Here is a 16,973-nt window from a genome sequence, read left to right on the forward strand (position 1 = left end):
CCCTGGGGGCGGGGCGGGGCGGGGTCGGGTCAGACCAGTGCCTCGCGTTCGGCGCGGGCCTGCTCGTCCTCGTCCGCGAGGTGCCAGTGCAGATCGCGGACGCCCGGCTCCAGCGAGAGGCGCGTCACCAACTGCTCCATGTCCGCGCCGGGGGCGCCGTCCAGGACGACCGCGGCCTCCAGGGCGGTGCTGTCGTCGTCCTCGCCGCGCCGGATGCGCAGCCCCGCGAGGCGCGGATCGGAGCTGCTGAGCAACTGGATGAGCAGCGCCCGGACATGGGCCTCGTCGCGGCGGTCGCAGGTGACGTGGAAGGCGACCTGCGTCGGGTTGTCGGAGTTGCCCTGCGGGGCCCGGTCGATCAGGCGGCTGGTGGGCCGCAGGGTCAGATGGACGGCGACGACGGTGGCGGCGCCGAGCAGGGCGAGGGTCAGCCGCCCGGAGGCCGCGAGGACCCCGACCGCCGCCGAACACCACAGCGTGGCCGCGGTGTTGAGGCCCCGGATCGAGGCGCCCTCGCGCATGATGACGCCACCGCCGAGGAATCCGACGCCGGAGACGACGTACGAGGCGACGCGCGTCGGGCTCGTCGGGTCGTGCATCGCCTCGCTGTAGAGCACGAACAGCGTGGCCCCGGCGGCGACCAGGGCGTTGGTGCGCAGCCCCGCCATGCGGGCGCGCCACTGCCGCTCCACGCCGATGAGGGCGCCGCAGCCGACGCCGGTGGCCAGGCGCAGGGCGAAGTCGAATGTGGTCAGGGACTGCATGGCGGCACCTCCAGGTGGCTCCCGTACCGCTGTCGCCGGTACTTCTTTCGCTTTCCGGTGCTTGCGTAGTTGCGCAAGTACGCAAAAATAGTACCCGCTCGGAGGGCGCCTCGGCCTCCTTATTTGCGTATTGACGCAAAGAGGCGCACACTTCCGGAGGCACATCCGGCACATCCCGGCACACCGGCATCACGGAAGGAGGCAGCCATGGGCGCCGACCCACCCAGTAGCCGCTGCCTCTCCGGCAGCCCCTGATCCGCCGCTCCCCGCGTCAGCACCGCACGGGACCGGCGTGACCCGGCCCGCGCGGCACCACGCCCGCGGCCGTCTCCCCCCTTTGCCAGCTCACGTGCGCACTCCCGTCACGGTGTGACCCTCGCCTGCCCGGCCGCGGCTGCGGTCGCGGGCCGGGGACCGCTGTGCCCAGAGTGTGGTCGGAGGTTCCTGTGATGTCGTTCAAGGCCGACGGCGCCCCGCCGCGCGCCCCGCTCTCCTCCCGGTTCGGGGGCCGTCTGTCCCGGATGTCCTGGGTGGACGTCGTGGTCGCCGCGGCCGTCCTGGTCCTGCTCTACCTCGTCCTGCGGGTCGGCCAGGGCACCACCGTCCGCTTCTCCACCGACCAGTCGGTCACGGTCGACACCGATCCGGCGCGGCTGCCGTACGACGCGGCCCGCTCCCTGCTGCGGATGTTCGTCGCCCTGGCCGCCTCGGTCGCCTTCACGTTCGGGTACGCCTACGCGGCCGCCAGGAGCCGCCGCCTCGAACGGATCCTCATCCCGGCCCTGGACATCCTCCAGTCCGTGCCGGTCCTCGGCTTCCTCACCGTCGCCGTGACCGGGTTCATCGCCCTGTTCCCCGGCTCCCTGCTCGGCCTCGAATGCGCGTCGATCTTCGCGATCTTCACCTCCCAGGCCTGGAACATGACGTTCGGCTTCTACCACTCGCTGACCTCGCTGCCCCGTGAACTCGACGAGCTGTCACGCTCGTTCCGCTTCACCAAGTGGATGCGGTTCTGGAAGGTCGAGGTCCCCGCCGGGACGATCGGCCTGGTCTGGAACGGCATGATGAGCTTCGGCGGCGGCTGGTTCTTCCTCGTCGCCTCCGAAGCGATCAGCGTCAACAACAAGGACTACGCCCTGCCCGGCGTCGGCTCCTACGCCGGAGCCGCCGTCGCCGACGGCGACCTCGGCAAGGTCGGCTGGGCCGTCCTCACCATGGCCGTCATGGTCATCGGCGTGAACTTCCTGTTCTGGCGCCCGCTCACGGCCTGGGCGGAACGCTTCAAGAACGAGCAGTCCGAGGCCGACGAGGTGCAGCGCTCCGTCGTCCTGAACTTCCTGCGCCGCTCCCACTGGCCGCACCTCCTCGGTACGTTGCTGCGCCCCGTGGGCCGCGCGCTCGGCCGCGCCGCCCGCGTGTTCGGCACCGACGACCGCCCCCTGACCGTCGACCCGGCCCGCAGGCGCACCGGCGACCTCGCCTTCGGGCTCGTCGCGGGCGGCCTCATCGCGTGGGGCCTGGTCGACCTCGGCCGCTACCTCGACGACCGCACCGGCCTCGGCGTGTTCGGGGAGCCGCTGCTCCTCGGCCTGGTCACCTTCGCCCGCGTCGTCGTGCTCGTCGCCGTCGCCACCGTCGTATGGGTGCCCATCGGCGTACGGATCGGTTTCTCGCCGCGCCTGACCCGGATCGCCCAGCCGATCGTCCAGGTGCTCGCGAGCTTCCCCGCCAACTTCCTCTTCCCCGTCGCCGTCTGGTTCTTCCTGAAGACCGGCCTGTCCATCGACGTCGGCGGCATCCTCCTGATGGCGCTCGGCGCCCAGTGGTACATCCTCTTCAACGCCATCGCCGGTGCCATGTCGATCCCGACGGACCTGCGCGAGGCGATGGACGACCTGGGCGTGACCGGCTGGCAGCGCTGGCGGCGGCTGATCCTGCCCGGTGTCTTCCCCGCGTACGTCACCGGCGGCATCACCGCGTCCGGCGGCGCCTGGAACGCCTCGATCGTCTCCGAGGTCGTCACGTTCGGCGGCACCACGCTGACCGCGACCGGCCTCGGCGCGTACATCGCCGAGGCCACCGCCGACGGCGACTTCCCACGCCTGATCGCGGGCGTCGCGGTGATGAGCGTGTACGTCGTGGGCCTCAACCGCCTGCTGTGGCGCCGCCTCTACCGCCTCGCCGACACCCGGTACGCGCTGTGACCCGCGCCCGGGCCGAGGCCGTGGCCCACCCCCAGACTTCCCTCTCCCTCCGCCGAACTGGAGCCCCTCTCATGGCACTCAAGGCACTCCGCAAGCTGCGCCCCACCTCCGCCCCCACCACCGGCCCGGCCGCCGCCCCGCCGCCCGCAGCCGACGGCGACGCCCTCCTGGAGGCCGTCGGCCTGACCAAGTCCTACACGGGCGCCGACGGCGACCTGCCCGTCCTCTCCGGCATCGACCTCACCGTCCGCGCCGGGGAGATCGTCGCGCTGCTCGGCAAGTCCGGCTCCGGCAAGTCCACCCTGCTGCGCTGCCTCGCCGGGCTCATCCCGGCCAGCTCCGGCACCGTCGCCTACCGCGGCCAGCCGCTGACCGGCGTCAACCCCGGCACGGCCATGGTCTTCCAGACCTTCGCCCTGCTGCCCTGGCTGACCGTGCGGCAGAACGTCGAACTCGGCCTGGAGGCGCGGGGCGTGCCCGCCGACGAGCGCGCCCGCGCCGCCGGGCAGGCCATCGACCTGATCGGCCTCGACGGCTTCGAATCGGCGTACCCGAAGGAGCTGTCGGGCGGCATGCGCCAGCGCGTCGGCTTCGCGCGCGCCCTCGTCGTGGAGCCCGACGTCCTGATGATGGACGAGCCGTTCTCCGCGCTGGACGTACTGACCGCCGAGAACCTGCGCGGCGAGCTGATGGAGCTGTGGGAGTCGGGGCAGTTCCCCACCCGGGCCGTGGTCCTGGTGACCCACAACATCGAGGAGGCCGTCCTGATGGCCGACCGCATCGTCGTGCTCGGCGCCCGCCCCTACGGCACCATCCGGGAGACCGTCGAGGTCGGCCTCGACCGTCCCCGGGACCGGGACGCGCCCGCCTTCCAGGAACTCATCGACCGGGTGTACCGCATCATGACCGGACGCCCCGAGGAGACCCGGCTCTCCGGCCGCGCGGACCACGCCACCGACCCCGCCGACCTGGACAGGCGCACGGTCGCGGGCACGCCGCTGCCAGCCGCCTCCGTCGACGGCCTGTCCGGCCTCGCGGAGCTGGTCGCCCACCGGGGCGGCCGCTGCGACCTCGCCGACCTCGCCCACGAACTCGGCCTGGACGTCGACGATCTGCTCCCGCAGGTCGACGCCCTCGAACTGCTCGGCCTCGCCTCGGTCAGCGGGGACGACCTGGTCCTCACCGAGCCGGGCACGGCCTTCGCGGAGGCCGACGTACAGACGTCCAAGACGATCTTCGCAGCCGCCGCCACCGGGATCCCGCTGGTGAAGCTGATCACCAACAGCCTGCACCGGCGGCCGGACGGCGCCGTCCGGGCCGGGTTCTTCCGCGACCTGCTCGCCCACCACTTCACGAGCGAGCAGGTGGAGCGGCAACTGGAGACGGCCACCGACTGGGGCCGGTACGCGGAGCTGTACTCCTACGACGCCAATGCGCGGGAGTACCGCCTCGACGAGGGGCCGGAGGGGGAGCCGGGGCGCGGGTGACGGGGCGCGTCGGCGGCATCGGCGAGCGGCGGTCCAAGACGGGGCGCGCTGCCGGGGGCACTGCGGGCTGACGGCGGTGTGCGGGTCAGCGCCGCGCACGCCGCCCGACGCGGCGGCGTCGAGCAGGTTCGGGGTGCGGCGCGGTCCCGCTCTCACGCGTGCCTTCGGCGGCTGCCCGTGCGATGTTGCGGGCCATGCCGCCGAAGACGAGAGCGTGGAACGGCGCGACGGACCACCAGTAGGCGTGGCCGAGCAGACCGCGCGGGTGGAACAGGGCGCGCTGCCGGTAGCGGGTGCGGCCCGAGTCGTCCGTCTCGGCGTGCATCTCCAGCCAGGCGAGCCCCGGCAGCCGCATCTCCGCCCGCAGCCGCAGCAGCCGTCCCGGCTCGATCTCCTCGACCCGCCAGAAGTCCAGCGAGTCGCCGACCCTCAGCCGTTCGGCGTCGCGTCGTCCGCGGCGCAGGCCCACTCCGCCGACGAACCGGTCCAGCCAGCCCCTGACCGCCCAGGCGAGCGGGAGGGAGTACCAGCCGTTGTCGCCTCCGACGCCTTCGATCACCTTCCACAGGGCCTGCCGCGACACCTGGACCGGCAGGTGCCGTTCGTCCTCATAGAGGCTGCCGCCGGCCCAGTCGGGGTCGGTGGGAAGCGGATCGCTCGGCGCCCCGGGCACGGAGGCGGACGACCAGCGGGTCGTGACCTGGGCCTCCCGCACCCTGCGCAGCGCCAGGGCCAGCGCCTCGTCGAACGGCAGCGGGCGGCCCGGGAGGTCGGGCACGTACCGGGCGATGTCGTGTTCGTGGCAGACGACCTCGTGGCGCAGCGACTCCGTCAGCGGCCGGGCGATGGCGGCGGGCACCGGGGTGACCAGGCCGACCCAGTGGCTGGAGAGCCCCGGCGTGAGCACGGGCACCGGCACGATGAGCCGCTGGCGCAGCCCGGCGACTCTCGCATACGCCCGCATCATCTCCCTGTAGGTGAGTACGTCCGGGCCCCCGATGTCGAACGCCCGGTCGAGGTCGGCCGGCATGGTGGCCGAACCGACGAGATAGCGGAGCACATCGCGGACGCCGATGGGTTGCGTGCGCGTGTGCACCCAGCTGGGGGTGACCATGACCGGCAACCGCTCGGTCAGATAGCGCAGCATCTCGAACGAAGCCGATCCCGAACCGATGACGACGGCGGCCCGCAGCACGGTGGCCGGGACTGGTCCGTCCAGGAAGATCTGTCCGACCTCGGCGCGCGACCGCAGATGCGGGGAGAGCTGCGCCACGGGGACGCCCCGCGACGTGAGACCGCCCAGATAGACGATGCGCCGCACACCGGCGGCGTGGGCCTGCTCGGCGAAGATCCGGGCCCCGCGGCGGTCGGTCTCCTCGAAACCGGAGCCGGAGCCCAGAGCGTGCACCAGGTAGTACGCGACGTCGATCCCGCGCATGGCCTCCGCGACGGAAGCGGCGTCCGTGACGTCGCCCCGGGCCACCTCGGCGTCCGCCGCCCACGGGTGGTCGCGGAGCTTGGCCGGTGAGCGGGCCAGACACCGCACGCGATGCCCCGCGTCCAGAAGCTCCGGCACCAGGCGTCCGCCGATGTAGCCGGACGCGCCGGTGACCAGGCAGTGCAGCGGCTGTGCGGCTCGCTGTCCGTCCGTTCCCATGATCGCTCCTCCGTGTGCCAGCTCGGACACCCACGTGTCGGCCGTTGTCCTTGCCCGTTCACGGACCCCGCAGCGCCACCGTCCCCAGCGCGACGACGTGGCCGGCGGCGGTGACGAGAACGCGGGCTCCTCCCGGCTCCGCCGTCACTTCGGCCAGGGCCCCGCTCGGCGGCACCGGTGCACGCAGGTCCACCCGCAGTCCAGCCACGGCCCCAGCGGTCATCCCGGAGGTCAGCAGCACCGCCTGCCGAGCGGCTTCCAGCACCGCGAGGGCGGGCAGCCGGGGTGGACGGCCGGCGAGCAGGACCGGATGTCCCGGGTCGCGCGGGACGATGACCAGGCGACCCTGCGGTGCCCGCGCCACCATCACGTCGCTGTCGGCTGCGGCTCCCACCGCGGCCGCCGGGGGATGCAGACACGCCGGCAGGGGCGGAGCGGACTCGGGAGGCGCACCCGCGTCCGCCGGACGAGCACACCGCATGGTGCACGACCCGAACGGCGTTCCCTCATGTGCGTACTCCGCGGTGATTCGACAGGCGGTGGGTCTGCCGGCGTGGGTGGCGAGGTCGCTCACGCTCACCCGGACGGCCACATCCGTAGAACTGCCCCGTTCCGTCGGCCGGACACCCGGACGCAGCCCGAGGTTCACCGATACGGGTTCGAGCGGGGCGACGTCGTCCGCGGGTGCGTGCCGGCGCTCCCAGGCGATGGCGAGCTGGCGGGTGGACTCCGCCATGATCAGCGGATGGTGGGACACGGCGATCCCGCGCTCGTTGAGCGGATGCAGGCGAGGCCACTGGCACTGGGCGCGATAGCCACTGCCGCCCAGGCGCCTCAACGACACGACGAGCAGCGACGCCATCGTGTCCAGTCCGAGCGTGCGCCACGTCAGCGGGGTGCCGGGTTCGCACCCCGCCGGGCCGTCGCCTTGGGCGAGCCGCCCGGCGGGGTGCGGCGCGCACATCAGCGGCCCTCCTCGATCTTGCGGCGCAGCTGGAACAGGCCCCGGCGCGCGTGACTCTTGACCGTGCCCAGGGGCAGGCCGGTGCGCTCGGAGATCTGCGCCTGGGTCAGGTCGTCGAAGAACGCGAGACGCAGCACCTCCTGCTGCCGCCGAGGCAGGCTGGAGAGTTCCGCGGAGAGCAGGACCCGGTCCAACACCTGGTCGGTGACCGTGGGTTGCGGGTGCGGTGCGGCGGCGTCCGCGGCGCGGCCCGCCGCCTCGACCAGACGGAGGCGGCGCGTGCGGGCTGCCAGCGCGTCGACGGTCTTGCGCCGGGTGATGCCGACGAGCCAGGCGCCCAGCGGTCCGCGTTCGGGGTGGAATCCGGACCGGCCCCGCCAAGCCGCCAGGAACACCTGCTGGGTCACGTCCTCCGCCTCCCGCGCGTCGCCGAGCGAGCGGGCGGCCATGGTGTGGACGAGGGAGCTCCAGCGCCGGTAGATCGCGGCGAACGCCTGCTCGTCGGAATCGACGAGCCCTCGGGCAAGGTCCTCCTCCAGCGCCGTTTCCTCGATGGGCGGGAACAGACGTTCCGAGGTTCGCGTGATCGAACTCATGGTCTTGTTCCTCCTGCAGAGCGGCAGTTAGGAGTAGGCGTTCACGTGCGGACGCACAGCCACAGGTCGACGCCCGCCTGCGCCGGTTCCGAGTCTTGGACGCAGAAACGACGCAAGCAACACGCGTCGGTTCTGCGTCGTACGATGGGGCGGTGAGCTCAAGCGAGCACGACCAGCCCGCGGGACTGTCGACCGGTGCGGTGGCCAGGCGCCTGGGCGTCGCACCCACGACGGTGCGTACGTGGGACCAGCGCTACGGCCTGGGGCCCGATGTCCACACGCCCGGCAAACACCGCCGCTGGACCGCCGCGGACATCGCACGGTTGGAGCGGATGAGCGCCCTGACCATGGCGGGGGTGCCGCCGGCCGAGGCCGCGCGCGCCGCACGCGAAGGCCGGCCCCCGGCAACGGCGCCCGCCGCCGACGCGCCGCCGCGGCCGAGCCCTGCCCGCAGCCGGTCGGGCAGCGGTCTCCAACTGGGGAACGCGCGCCGGGAGTGCAAAGGTCTCGCCCGTGCATCGCTGCGGCTGGACGCCGCCTCCGTGGACGACCTGCTGACCGCGGCGATCGACGACCACGGACTGGTCACGGCATGGCAGGAAGTGATCATGCCGACGCTGCAGGCGGTGGGGCGCAAGTGGGAGAGCTCGGGCGAGAAGTACGTGGAGGTGGAGCACTTCCTCTCCTGGCACATCACCGGTGCGCTGCGGCGAAGCTCCCAGAGAATCCCGGCCGACCAGGCGGCCGCCACGACGTTGCTCGCCTGCGTGCCGGGCGAGATTCACACACTGCCGCTGGAAGCGCTGGCCGCCGCCCTCACGGATCGAGGCCTGCCGGTCAGGATGTTCGGGGCGGCCATGCCTGCCGAAGCGCTCGTGGACGCGGTCCGCAGGACCGGGCCCGCGGTCATCGGACTGTGGGCCCAGTCCCGGACCACCGCGAACCGCCCCCTCGCGCAGCACGTGGCGGCCATGGAGTGGGGCGTGCGCGGCGCCCGCAGACGCCCCCTCGTGCTGACACTCGGGCCGGGGTGGGCCGGTCAGACCGTGCCCGGACTGCCACGGCCCTCAGGGCTGGCCGAAGCCTTGGCGGCAGTGGAGGCGGCGGTGGGCGACGAGGTCCGGCGGCGGCCCGCGGCGCGATGAGACCGTCCGCGACGGCGGCGGCCTGACCCACCGGCTGCCGTCCCTCTCCGCGCACAGGACGCCACCCCTGGTTCACCGCGCCACAGGTCGAACGGGGCGGCACAAGTCGAGGAGGAGCGGCCGTGCCGCATCCGCGGCCACTGGCGCGAGAGAAGTGAGGGTGAGTTCCGCACAGAGCGGAATCCGCCGCGAAGGGAGTCCTCCGATGATCTCGCGCACCCCCACTCTGCTGGCCGCCACCGCGGGCGCGCTCACTCTCGCTCTCACGGGCGCCGGACCCGCCGGGGCCGCACCGCGCGCCGACGACGACAAGGCAATGGTCTCCGTCTTCCACGGGATCCCGGGCCTGACCGTGGACGTGTACGCCAACGGTGACGAACTGCTCTCGAACTTCAAGCCCGGAACGCTCACCGAACCGCAGGAACTGCCCGCCGGTTCCTATGACCTCAAGGTGTTCAAGGACGGTGACGGCCCCGGCGGCAGTCCCGCCCTGCGGAAGAAGGTTGAGGTGCCCGCCGGTGCCAACGCGACGGTGGTCGCTCACCTCTCCGCCGACGGAAAGCCTCAACTCAACGCGTTCGTCAACGACGTGACGAAGGTGCCGGCCGGCGAGTCCCGGCTCACCGTCCGGCACGTCGCGGCGGCTCCCGCCGTCGATGTGCGGGCCGCCGAGAAGCCCGTCTTCGAAGCCCTGGAGAACCCGAAGGAGGCGAAGACCGAGGTGAAGGCCGGTACCGTACCCGCCGATGTCGTGCTGGCCGGGACGGACACCGTCGCCGTCGGCCCCGCCGACGTCAACCTCGAGGAGGGCACCAGCAACGTGGTGTACGCCTGGGGAAGCGCCGACGACAAGAACCTCGCCCTGAAGGTGCAGTCGTTCGACGGCATGCACTCGGCGCCCGGTGGTGTCGATGCCGGCTTCTCGGGCGCAGCCGCGGCCAACTCCGCCCACGACTGGCCCGCTTGGAGCGCCGCCGCGGGTCTCCTCGTCGTGGCCGGGGCGCTGACCGTCCGTCGCCGAGCCCGGCGACATGCCTGAGCCCACCACCGGCAAGGTGGCCAGGGTGCTGCGGTCGCGTGGGTCCGTGATGAGTGCTGTGCTCTCTTTCCTGCTCGCCACCGGGCTGCTCCTCGCGCTGGATCCGTCCGACGACAGGCCGCCTGCCGAGTTCGGGCAGGACTTCGGACCTGACATGGCGGCACCGCCCGGGACACCGGAACCGACGGCCACCGAACGCCCGGGCGCCCCGGCCGTCGGCCCCTCACAGGCCGGGGGGAAGGCGGCCGGGCCCGTGGACGGCGCGGGCCGCACCACGGGGGAGGAGCCGGAGGCGGCACCCCTGCGGGTGCGCCTGCCTCGGCTGCAGCTCAGCGCACGCGTCCAGGCGGTCGGTGTGGATGCCCGGGGCAGGACCGAGATCCCCACCGACCCCGCTGCGGCGGGCTGGTACCGCCACGGGCCCGCGCCCGGCGCCCCGAACGGTTCCGCCGTTCTGGTCGGCCATGTCGACTCCCGCAGCGGCGAGTTGGGCGCCTTCGCCGCGCTGTACGACATCCGGGCCGACGACACCGTCATGGTGGTGCGCGAGGCAGCCGAGCCCGTGCGCTACCGGGTGACGGCCCGCCGCACCGTGCCCAAACAGGACCTGCCCCCGTCGGCCTTCCGCCGGGACGGCCGCCCCGTGCTCACGCTGATCACGTGCGCGCCGCCCTTCGATCCGGCCCGCGGCGGCTACCGGAGAAATCTGGTGGTCACCGCGGTGCCGACGAGCGGTTGAGGCGGGCAGGAGGTGAAAGGTGATGGCCACGGCTACGCGTCCGCGGTGCCCGAACCCGGCCCGGCGCACAAGCACTCCGCTCCCCGCGTGCCCGCGCGTCCCCAAGCGCCACGGGGTGCCGAGTCCGAGCTCGCCGTGGCCTTCCACTCGGGTGACACCACTGCCCTGGCCGGGGCCTACAGCCTGTGGGGCGCCGACGTCTACGCCCTCGCCCTGCGCCTTCTGCCGCAGCCCGGTGTCGCGGAGGAGGCCACCAAGCGCGTCTTCGCCGAGGCCTGGCGCGATCGCGGCTCCTTCGACCCCGCCTCGTCCCTGGTCGGCTGGTTGCTCGAACGCACCCGCGGAGAAATCGCCGCGCGCCGCTGCGAGCCGCCTGGCTCAGCCGCCTTCGAGCGCACCGTCCGGCAGGCCGTCACCCGGGAGACGCTCGCGAATCAGCCGCCCTTGCGCGCCTCCATCCTGCGCCTGGCTCTGTACGGGCATCTGACGGCGACAGAAGTGGCCGAACGGCTCACGCTGTCGGTGGACAGAGTCAGACAGGAACTGGTTCAGGGCCTCGAAGCCCTGACGCCGCGGGGAGGCGAGAAGCCATGAAGCATCTGCACCCGGCCGATCTCGCCGACCTCGCCCTCACGGACGAGCCCTCCGAAACCTTCGGCGCCCACACCGCCCACCTGGCGGAGTGCGATCAGTGCCGGGCCGAACTCGACTCCTTGCGCAGGGTCGTCGGAGCGGCGCGGGCCGTGTCCCCGGACGACGTTCCGGCTCCGCCGCCCGAGCGGGTCTGGCGCGCGATCTCCGCGGAACTGGATCTCGCCCCGCCGATCAGCGGGGCAGCCGAAGAACCCGTACGGCCGCAAGGCAGGGGAAGGAAGCTGCCCCTGCTTCTTGCCGCTGCCTGCCTCGTGGCAGGGGCGACGCTGGGGAGCGGTGCCACGTGGTGGCAGCTGCGCGGCGACGACGGGGAAGGCACCCGGACCGGAGCCGTGTCCTCGCTCGCCCCGCTGGCGCCGGGGGACGCCCGGGGCGTGGCGCGGCTCGAGGGATCGGCGGGCGCCCGACGGCAGGTGCACATCGATGTGAGTGATCTGCCGCGTACGAACGGCTACTTCGAGGTGTGGCTGATGGATCCGACCCACAAGAAGCTCATCGCGGTGGGTGTCCTCGACGCGGAGGGATCGGCCACCCTGCCGGTGCCGGAGGGCGTGGACCTGGCCGACTACCCCCTCGTCGACGTCTCGGACCAGGCGTACAACGGCAGCCCGGCACACTCGGGCAAGAGCGTGGTCCGCGGTGCGCTGAAGACCGGCCCCTGACAGGGGCCGTCGCCCCGAGGACGGGTCCGAGGCCCCCGCTGCCCCATGTCCGGGTTCGGTCCGGCGAACAGCTTCCGATGCATCCAGGAGTCCCTCTGCGGCCGAACGTTCTTTAGCCCATACCGCTCGAATGGCTGAGAGGACGTGCAATGCGCCCCGGGACAGGAGCACCGCCCGCGACGAGCGGCAGCGGATCAGTCGCCGCAGAGGCCCGCACCCGTGCCCGGGGCCGCTCGGACGCCGCGGCGGAGACGAGGCGCAGCACCCTGGGCGCTGCGAACGCACATGACGTCGACGCCGATGTGCCCGCCGCGGTGGGGCGCGCCCTCGCGGTCGTCCTCCAGGGGCGACTTGACGACGCCGGAGCCATCGACGGCACGTTCGCGCAGGACATCGCGGCTCGGGTGGCTCGGTTCACCTTGGAGGGCGGCAAGCGCATCCGCTCCCAGTTCCTCTGGTGGGGACTGAGGGCGTGCGCGGGAGGTTCCGACCCCGGTCAGACGGAGGCGGCCCTGCGCCTGGCGGCGGGCCTCGAACTCGTCCAGACCTGCGCCCTGGTCCACGACGACGTCATGGACGGCTCACCGCTGCGCCGGGGCAGGGACGCCGTGCATGTGGACGTCCAGACGCAGTACGGGACGCCCGCGGCGGGCGGGCCCGGCGAGCCGTTCGGCGCGGCCGCCGCCATCCTCGTGGGCGACCTGGCGCTCAGCTGGGCGGATGACGTGGTGGCTGCGGTCGACCTCGAGGGCGGGAAGGCGCGCCAGGTGCGCGCGCTGTGGCAGTCCATGCGCACGGAGATGGTGGCCGGCCAGTATCTCGACCTGCAGGGCCAGGCCATCGGCTCGCGGTCGATGGCCAGGTCCATCCGTACGGCGTCGCTCAAGGGCGCCTTGTACTCGGTGGAACGTCCGCTGGCCTTCGGCGCGGCGCTGGCCGGTGCGGACGAGGCCGCGACGCGCGCGCTGCGCTCGGCGGGCCGCTGCGCCGGCATCGCCTTCCAACTGCGTGACGACCTCTTCGGCGCGTTCGGGGATCCCGCCGAGACCGGCAAGCCTTCCGGGGACGACATCCGTGACGGCAAGTGCACGTATCTCCTGGCCGTGGCCACCGCCCGGGCCGAGGCCGCGGCGGACCGTGAACTGCTGGCCCTCCTCAACGCCTGCGTGGGCAGGTCCGACTTGGCCGACGCCGACGTGCGCAGGGTGCGCGAGGCATTCGTGACGACGGGGGCACGAGCGATCGTCGAGGACAAGATCCTCCGCCTGGTCAAGGAGGCGAACCGGCACCTCGGCGCCAGCGTCTTCGTCCCGCAGGCCGAACGGCGGCTGCGCGAACTCTTCCACCGCGTGGCGGGCCTCCGCGCAGCCGGTGGCCCGGCGGCGCCGTCCGTGCCGCGCGATCCCGATGCCGAAGGCGGCAGCCGATGAGGACCCTGCCGGGGCGGACCGATCATGTGGTGGTCGTGGGCGCCGGACTCGCGGGCCTGTCGGCCTCTCTGCATCTGCTGGGCTCCGGACGAGCCGTGACCGTGGTGGAACGGGCCGACCACCCGGGCGGACGTGCGGGGCTCCTGGAGCGGGCGGGCTACCGGATCGACACCGGACCCACCGTCCTGACCATGCCGGAACTCGTCGAGGACGCCTTCGCCGCGGTGGGCGGGAGCCTGCGTGACCGGTTGGACCTCATCCCGCTGCACCCCGCCTACCGGGCCCAGTTCGCCGACGGCAGCAGCCTGGACGTCCACACCGCCCCCAGCGCCATGGAAGCCGAGATCGAACGCTTCGCCGGTTCCCGGGACGCCGTGGGGTACCGGCGGTTGCGCACGTGGCTGGAGCGTCTCTACCAACTCCAGATGCGTCGGTTCATCGACACCAACTTCGACTCGCCCCTGGAACTGCTGACCCCCGACCTGGCCCGGCTCGCCGCCCTCGGCGGCTTCCGGAGCCTGGACGCGCGCATCGCCTCGTTCATCTCCGACGAACGACTGCGGCGGATCTTCTCCTTCCAGGCGCTGTACGCGGGCGTGCCCCCGGCACGGGCCCTGGCCGCATACGCGGTCATCGCCTACATGGACACCGTCGCCGGGGTCTACTTCCCGAGAGGCGGCATGCACGCCCTGCCGCGGGCCATGGCGGAAGCCGCCGCACAAGGGGGCGCCGACATCCGGTACGGGCACGACGTCCAGAGCCTGGAGCGCACCGGATCCCGGATCACCGCCGTCATCACCGACCGGGAACGCATCGCCTGCGACGCCGTGGTCCTGACCCCGGACCTGCCCGTCGCCTACGGACTGCTGGGCCGCGCGCCACGCCGTCCCTGGCCACTGCGCCACTCGCCCTCCGCCGTGCTCCTGCACCTCGGCAGCAACCGCACCTGGCCCCAACTGGCGCATCACACGATCTCCTTCGGGGCCGCCTGGAAGTCCACGTTCCACGAACTGACACGCACCGGGAACCTCATGTCCGACCCGTCCCTGCTCATCACCCGTCCGACGGCCACCGACCCCGGCCTGGCACCGCCGGGACGTCACCTGCACTACGTACTGGCTCCCTGTCCCAACACCGACATCGGCCCCGGGGCGCGGGACTGGAGGGACCTCGCGCCCCGCTACCGCGACAGCCTCGTCGCCGAGTTGGAGCGGCGCGGGCTCGCCGGGATCGACGCGGCCGTCGAGGAGGAGTGCCTGGTGACCCCGGCGGACTGGACGGCGCAGGGACACGCCGCCGGCAGCCCCTTCTCCGCCGCCCACACCTTCCCGCAGACCGGCCCTTTCCGCCCCCGCAACCTGGTGCGAGGCACGGACAACGCCGTTCTCGCGGGCTGCGGCACGACCCCCGGCGTCGGCGTGCCCACCGTCCTCGTCTCCGGCAAGCTGGCCGCGGCACGCGTCACCGGCCCACCGGGAGCGTCATCCCCCGCCGCCGGACGGTTCAGGGTCACGGGGGGACGCGGATGAGTGCCCGGGAACTGAACGCCGCAGCGATCACCGATCCCGCGCTGCGTGCCGCCTACGCGCACTGCCGGCGCCTCAACGCCCGCCACGGCAAGACGTACTTCCTGGCCACTCGGCTGCTGCCGGTCGAACGGCGGCCCGCCGTCCACGCTCTGTACGGCTTCGCCCGCTGGGCCGACGACATCGTCGACGTCGAAGGGGCAGCCGCACCGGAGAACAGGCCCCTGGCATTGCGCCGCCTCCAGGACCAGTTGGACCACGGACTGCGCACGGGCACGAGCAGCGAACCCGTCGTGACGGCCCTGGCCGACACCGCCCGCCGCTACGCCATCGACCCCCGGCACTTCACCGACTTCATGGCGTCCATGCGCCTGGATCTCCAGGTGAGCGAGTACGCCACGTACAGCGATCTGGAGCGGTACATGCACGGCTCGGCCGCCGTCATCGGCCTGCAGATGCTGCCGGTCCTCGGCACGGTCGTCCCCCGCGCGGAGGCCGCGCCGTACGCCGCGGCCCTCGGGGTCGCCTTCCAACTGACCAACTTCCTGCGGGACGTGGGCGAGGACCTCGACCGGGGCCGGATCTATCTCCCCCAGGACCTGCTCTCCGCGCACGGTGTGGACCGCGAGCTGTTGTGCTGGAGCCGTACCACCGGGCGCCGGGACCACCGGATCACCGAGGCATTGAGGGCAGCCTGCGCCGTCACCCGGGACGTCTACCGCACGGCGGCACCGGGCCCGGGCATGCTCGACCCCGTCGCGCGCCCGTGCGTCCGGACCGCCTTCGTGCTGTACGCCGCCATCCTGGACGCCATCGCCGCCGACGGCTACGCCGTCCTGCACCGCCGGGCAGTCGTGGCCCGCCGACGCCGCGCCGCCGTTGCCTGCGACGGCCTGGCCCGGGTGGCCGCCGCCCGGCTGCGCCACCGCCTGCACGGCGACGTCGTGCCGCTGCCCGAGCGGCCCGTGCGGCGGCCGTCGGCGGAGAGCAGCCCGCAGCCGTGGAAGGAGCCGGTATGAGTGCCGATCGCCCGCCCGGACCCGGACGCTACCCGCTGCGGCTGCGCCGCCGGCCCGTGGCCTGGGAGCAGCAGCACCCGACTTGGCGTGAAGCGCGGCCCGGAGTGATCGCCGCGGCGCTGAAGCGCGCCCAGGGCCGCCCGTCCGGCAATTGGTACGTGCTGGGTGCCTCGCGGGAGCTCAGGGGCGACCGCTCCCTGGGCCGCACGGTGGCAGGCCGGGAGATCGTGTTGTGGCGCGATGCGCAGGGCGCGGTGCGGGCGGGTCCGGGAGCCTGCCCGCACCTGGGCGCCCCGCTCAAGGACAGCCCGGTGCGCTGCGGCACGGTGATCTGCCACTGGCACGGGCTGGCCCTGGACGGGCGGCCCCTCGGCGACTGGAGCCCTTATCCGGCTTTCGACGACGGTGTGCTGACCTGGGTCAGACTCGACGACATCGGCGGCGAACCGGCCCTGGACCGGCCGGTGCTACCCCCGCGCCCCCGCCTCGCGCGCGGTGTGGCGGCCGTGATGGCGACCAGTGGGCGCTGCGAACCGGAAGACGTCATCGCCAACCGCCTCGACCCTTGGCACGGCGCCTGGTTCCACCCGTACTCCTTCGTCGACCTGACCGTGGCGCCGCTCGCCGGGGACGGCCGGGACGGTGCCGAGGACGACGCCTTCACCGTCGATGTGTCCTTCAAGGTGGCCGGGCGCGCGGTCGTACCGGTGCGGGCGGTCTTCACCGCTCCGGAACCGCGCACGGTCGTCATGCACATCACCCACGGCGAGGGCGCGGGCTCCGTGGTGGAGACGCACGCGACACCGTTGGGCACGGATCGCGCCGGGCACCCCCGCACCGCGGTCGTCGAAGCGGTGATCGCCACATCCGAACGCCCCGGCTTCCTCGCGGCCCGGGCCGTGGCTCCCGCGCTGCGGCCGCTCATGCGGGCGGCCGCGGCCCGTCTGTGGCGGGACGACATCGCCTACGCCGAGCGCCGCTGGACCCTGCGCAGCACGGGGCGATTCCCCGGTTGAGCTGTTCCCTCGCTGTTCGGGGGCGCGGCCGCCACCAGCGCCTGCCCGGCCGACTCACGGCGGACGCCGAA

At 73.1% G+C, this 16,973-nt stretch carries 15 protein-coding genes; 11 read left to right on the forward strand and 4 right to left on the reverse strand.

Features of this window, described 5'->3' with window-relative positions:
• Nucleotides 1-29: 29 nt before the first annotated feature.
• Nucleotides 30-764: an MgtC/SapB family protein gene (locus tag ACZ6BG_RS15435; protein ID WP_469000907.1), complete on the reverse strand. Its 735-nt coding sequence runs from the start codon at nucleotides 762-764 to the stop codon at nucleotides 30-32.
• Nucleotides 765-1,213: 449 nt separating this feature from the next.
• Here ACZ6BG_RS15435 and ACZ6BG_RS15440 point away from each other — a divergent pair, with 449 nt between their 5' ends.
• Both ACZ6BG_RS15440 and ACZ6BG_RS15445 read left to right on the forward strand, forming a co-directional pair.
• Complete coding sequence (locus ACZ6BG_RS15440) at nucleotides 1,214-2,968, forward strand: ABC transporter permease (protein ID WP_469000909.1); 1,755 nt, start codon at nucleotides 1,214-1,216, stop codon at nucleotides 2,966-2,968.
• A gap of 71 nt (nucleotides 2,969-3,039) precedes the next feature.
• Nucleotides 3,040-4,455: an ABC transporter ATP-binding protein gene (locus ACZ6BG_RS15445; protein ID WP_469000912.1), complete on the forward strand. Its 1,416-nt coding sequence runs from the start codon at nucleotides 3,040-3,042 to the stop codon at nucleotides 4,453-4,455.
• Between the two features lie 85 nt (nucleotides 4,456-4,540).
• Here ACZ6BG_RS15445 and ACZ6BG_RS15450 read toward each other — a convergent pair whose 3' ends face one another.
• Genes ACZ6BG_RS15450 through ACZ6BG_RS15460 form a run of 3 tightly spaced genes read right to left on the reverse strand, consistent with a single transcriptional unit; the run spans nucleotide 4,541 to nucleotide 7,672 of the window.
• Complete coding sequence (locus tag ACZ6BG_RS15450; RefSeq protein ID WP_469000914.1) at nucleotides 4,541-6,112, reverse strand: SDR family oxidoreductase; 1,572 nt, start codon at nucleotides 6,110-6,112, stop codon at nucleotides 4,541-4,543.
• A gap of 58 nt (nucleotides 6,113-6,170) precedes the next feature.
• Nucleotides 6,171-7,076: an AfsA-related hotdog domain-containing protein gene (locus ACZ6BG_RS15455; protein ID WP_469000918.1), complete on the reverse strand. Its 906-nt coding sequence runs from the start codon at nucleotides 7,074-7,076 to the stop codon at nucleotides 6,171-6,173.
• Nucleotides 7,076-7,672: an RNA polymerase sigma factor gene (locus ACZ6BG_RS15460; protein ID WP_469000922.1), complete on the reverse strand. Its 597-nt coding sequence runs from the start codon at nucleotides 7,670-7,672 to the stop codon at nucleotides 7,076-7,078. Before ACZ6BG_RS15460 ends, ACZ6BG_RS15455 begins: the two co-directional genes overlap by 1 nt.
• A 152-nt stretch (nucleotides 7,673-7,824) precedes the next feature.
• Here ACZ6BG_RS15460 and ACZ6BG_RS15465 point away from each other — a divergent pair, with 152 nt between their 5' ends.
• The 9 genes from ACZ6BG_RS15465 to ACZ6BG_RS15505 all read left to right on the forward strand — a co-directional run bounded on the left by ACZ6BG_RS15465 (nucleotide 7,825) and on the right by ACZ6BG_RS15505 (nucleotide 16,902).
• The gene (locus tag ACZ6BG_RS15465; protein WP_469000925.1) at nucleotides 7,825-8,817 is read left to right on the forward strand and encodes a MerR family transcriptional regulator; all 993 of its coding nucleotides are present in this window, start codon (nucleotides 7,825-7,827) and stop codon (nucleotides 8,815-8,817) included.
• Between the two features lie 205 nt (nucleotides 8,818-9,022).
• Nucleotides 9,023-9,856, forward strand: a complete 834-nt coding sequence (locus ACZ6BG_RS15470) for a DUF4397 domain-containing protein (protein WP_469000928.1) — start codon at nucleotides 9,023-9,025, stop codon at nucleotides 9,854-9,856.
• Nucleotides 9,849-10,595 (forward strand): class F sortase, encoded by a 747-nt coding sequence (locus ACZ6BG_RS15475; protein ID WP_469000931.1) that lies wholly within the window; start codon nucleotides 9,849-9,851, stop codon nucleotides 10,593-10,595. Before ACZ6BG_RS15470 ends, ACZ6BG_RS15475 begins: the two co-directional genes overlap by 8 nt.
• Before the next feature lie 87 nt (nucleotides 10,596-10,682).
• Nucleotides 10,683-11,189, forward strand: coding sequence for a sigma factor (locus ACZ6BG_RS15480; protein WP_469000933.1), 507 nt, complete (start codon nucleotides 10,683-10,685; stop codon nucleotides 11,187-11,189).
• Nucleotides 11,186-11,911, forward strand: a complete 726-nt coding sequence (locus ACZ6BG_RS15485) for an anti-sigma factor (RefSeq protein WP_469000936.1) — start codon at nucleotides 11,186-11,188, stop codon at nucleotides 11,909-11,911. Before ACZ6BG_RS15480 ends, ACZ6BG_RS15485 begins: the two co-directional genes overlap by 4 nt.
• Before the next feature lie 149 nt (nucleotides 11,912-12,060).
• Nucleotides 12,061-13,341: a polyprenyl synthetase family protein gene (locus ACZ6BG_RS15490; RefSeq protein WP_469000938.1), complete on the forward strand. Its 1,281-nt coding sequence runs from the start codon at nucleotides 12,061-12,063 to the stop codon at nucleotides 13,339-13,341.
• On the forward strand, nucleotides 13,338-14,870 hold the full coding sequence (locus ACZ6BG_RS15495) for a phytoene desaturase (protein WP_469000941.1): 1,533 nt from the start codon (nucleotides 13,338-13,340) through the stop codon (nucleotides 14,868-14,870). Before ACZ6BG_RS15490 ends, ACZ6BG_RS15495 begins: the two co-directional genes overlap by 4 nt.
• Nucleotides 14,867-15,886, forward strand: coding sequence for a phytoene/squalene synthase family protein (locus ACZ6BG_RS15500; protein ID WP_469000945.1), 1,020 nt, complete (start codon nucleotides 14,867-14,869; stop codon nucleotides 15,884-15,886). Before ACZ6BG_RS15495 ends, ACZ6BG_RS15500 begins: the two co-directional genes overlap by 4 nt.
• On the forward strand, nucleotides 15,883-16,902 hold the full coding sequence (locus ACZ6BG_RS15505; RefSeq protein ID WP_469000949.1) for a DUF5914 domain-containing protein: 1,020 nt from the start codon (nucleotides 15,883-15,885) through the stop codon (nucleotides 16,900-16,902). Before ACZ6BG_RS15500 ends, ACZ6BG_RS15505 begins: the two co-directional genes overlap by 4 nt.
• Nucleotides 16,903-16,973: the final 71 nt, after the last annotated feature.

It is taken from the genome of Streptomyces sp. NPDC041205 (genome assembly GCF_055591765.1).

Coding starts and splice junctions, on each gene's coding strand:
- ACZ6BG_RS15435 (WP_469000907.1), bottom strand. CDS start 764: ATGCAGTCCCTGACCACATTCGACTTCGCCCTGCGCCTGGCCACCGGC.
- ACZ6BG_RS15440 (WP_469000909.1), top strand. CDS start 1,214: ATGTCGTTCAAGGCCGACGGCGCCCCGCCGCGCGCCCCGCTCTCCTCC.
- ACZ6BG_RS15445 (WP_469000912.1), top strand. CDS start 3,040: ATGGCACTCAAGGCACTCCGCAAGCTGCGCCCCACCTCCGCCCCCACC.
- ACZ6BG_RS15450 (WP_469000914.1), bottom strand. CDS start 6,112: ATGGGAACGGACGGACAGCGAGCCGCACAGCCGCTGCACTGCCTGGTC.
- ACZ6BG_RS15455 (WP_469000918.1), bottom strand. CDS start 7,076: ATGTGCGCGCCGCACCCCGCCGGGCGGCTCGCCCAAGGCGACGGCCCG.
- ACZ6BG_RS15460 (WP_469000922.1), bottom strand. CDS start 7,672: ATGAGTTCGATCACGCGAACCTCGGAACGTCTGTTCCCGCCCATCGAG.
- ACZ6BG_RS15470 (WP_469000928.1), top strand. CDS start 9,023: ATGATCTCGCGCACCCCCACTCTGCTGGCCGCCACCGCGGGCGCGCTC.
- ACZ6BG_RS15475 (WP_469000931.1), top strand. CDS start 9,849: ATGCCTGAGCCCACCACCGGCAAGGTGGCCAGGGTGCTGCGGTCGCGT.
- ACZ6BG_RS15485 (WP_469000936.1), top strand. CDS start 11,186: ATGAAGCATCTGCACCCGGCCGATCTCGCCGACCTCGCCCTCACGGAC.
- ACZ6BG_RS15490 (WP_469000938.1), top strand. CDS start 12,061: ATGCGCCCCGGGACAGGAGCACCGCCCGCGACGAGCGGCAGCGGATCA.
- ACZ6BG_RS15495 (WP_469000941.1), top strand. CDS start 13,338: ATGAGGACCCTGCCGGGGCGGACCGATCATGTGGTGGTCGTGGGCGCC.
- ACZ6BG_RS15500 (WP_469000945.1), top strand. CDS start 14,867: ATGAGTGCCCGGGAACTGAACGCCGCAGCGATCACCGATCCCGCGCTG.
- ACZ6BG_RS15505 (WP_469000949.1), top strand. CDS start 15,883: ATGAGTGCCGATCGCCCGCCCGGACCCGGACGCTACCCGCTGCGGCTG.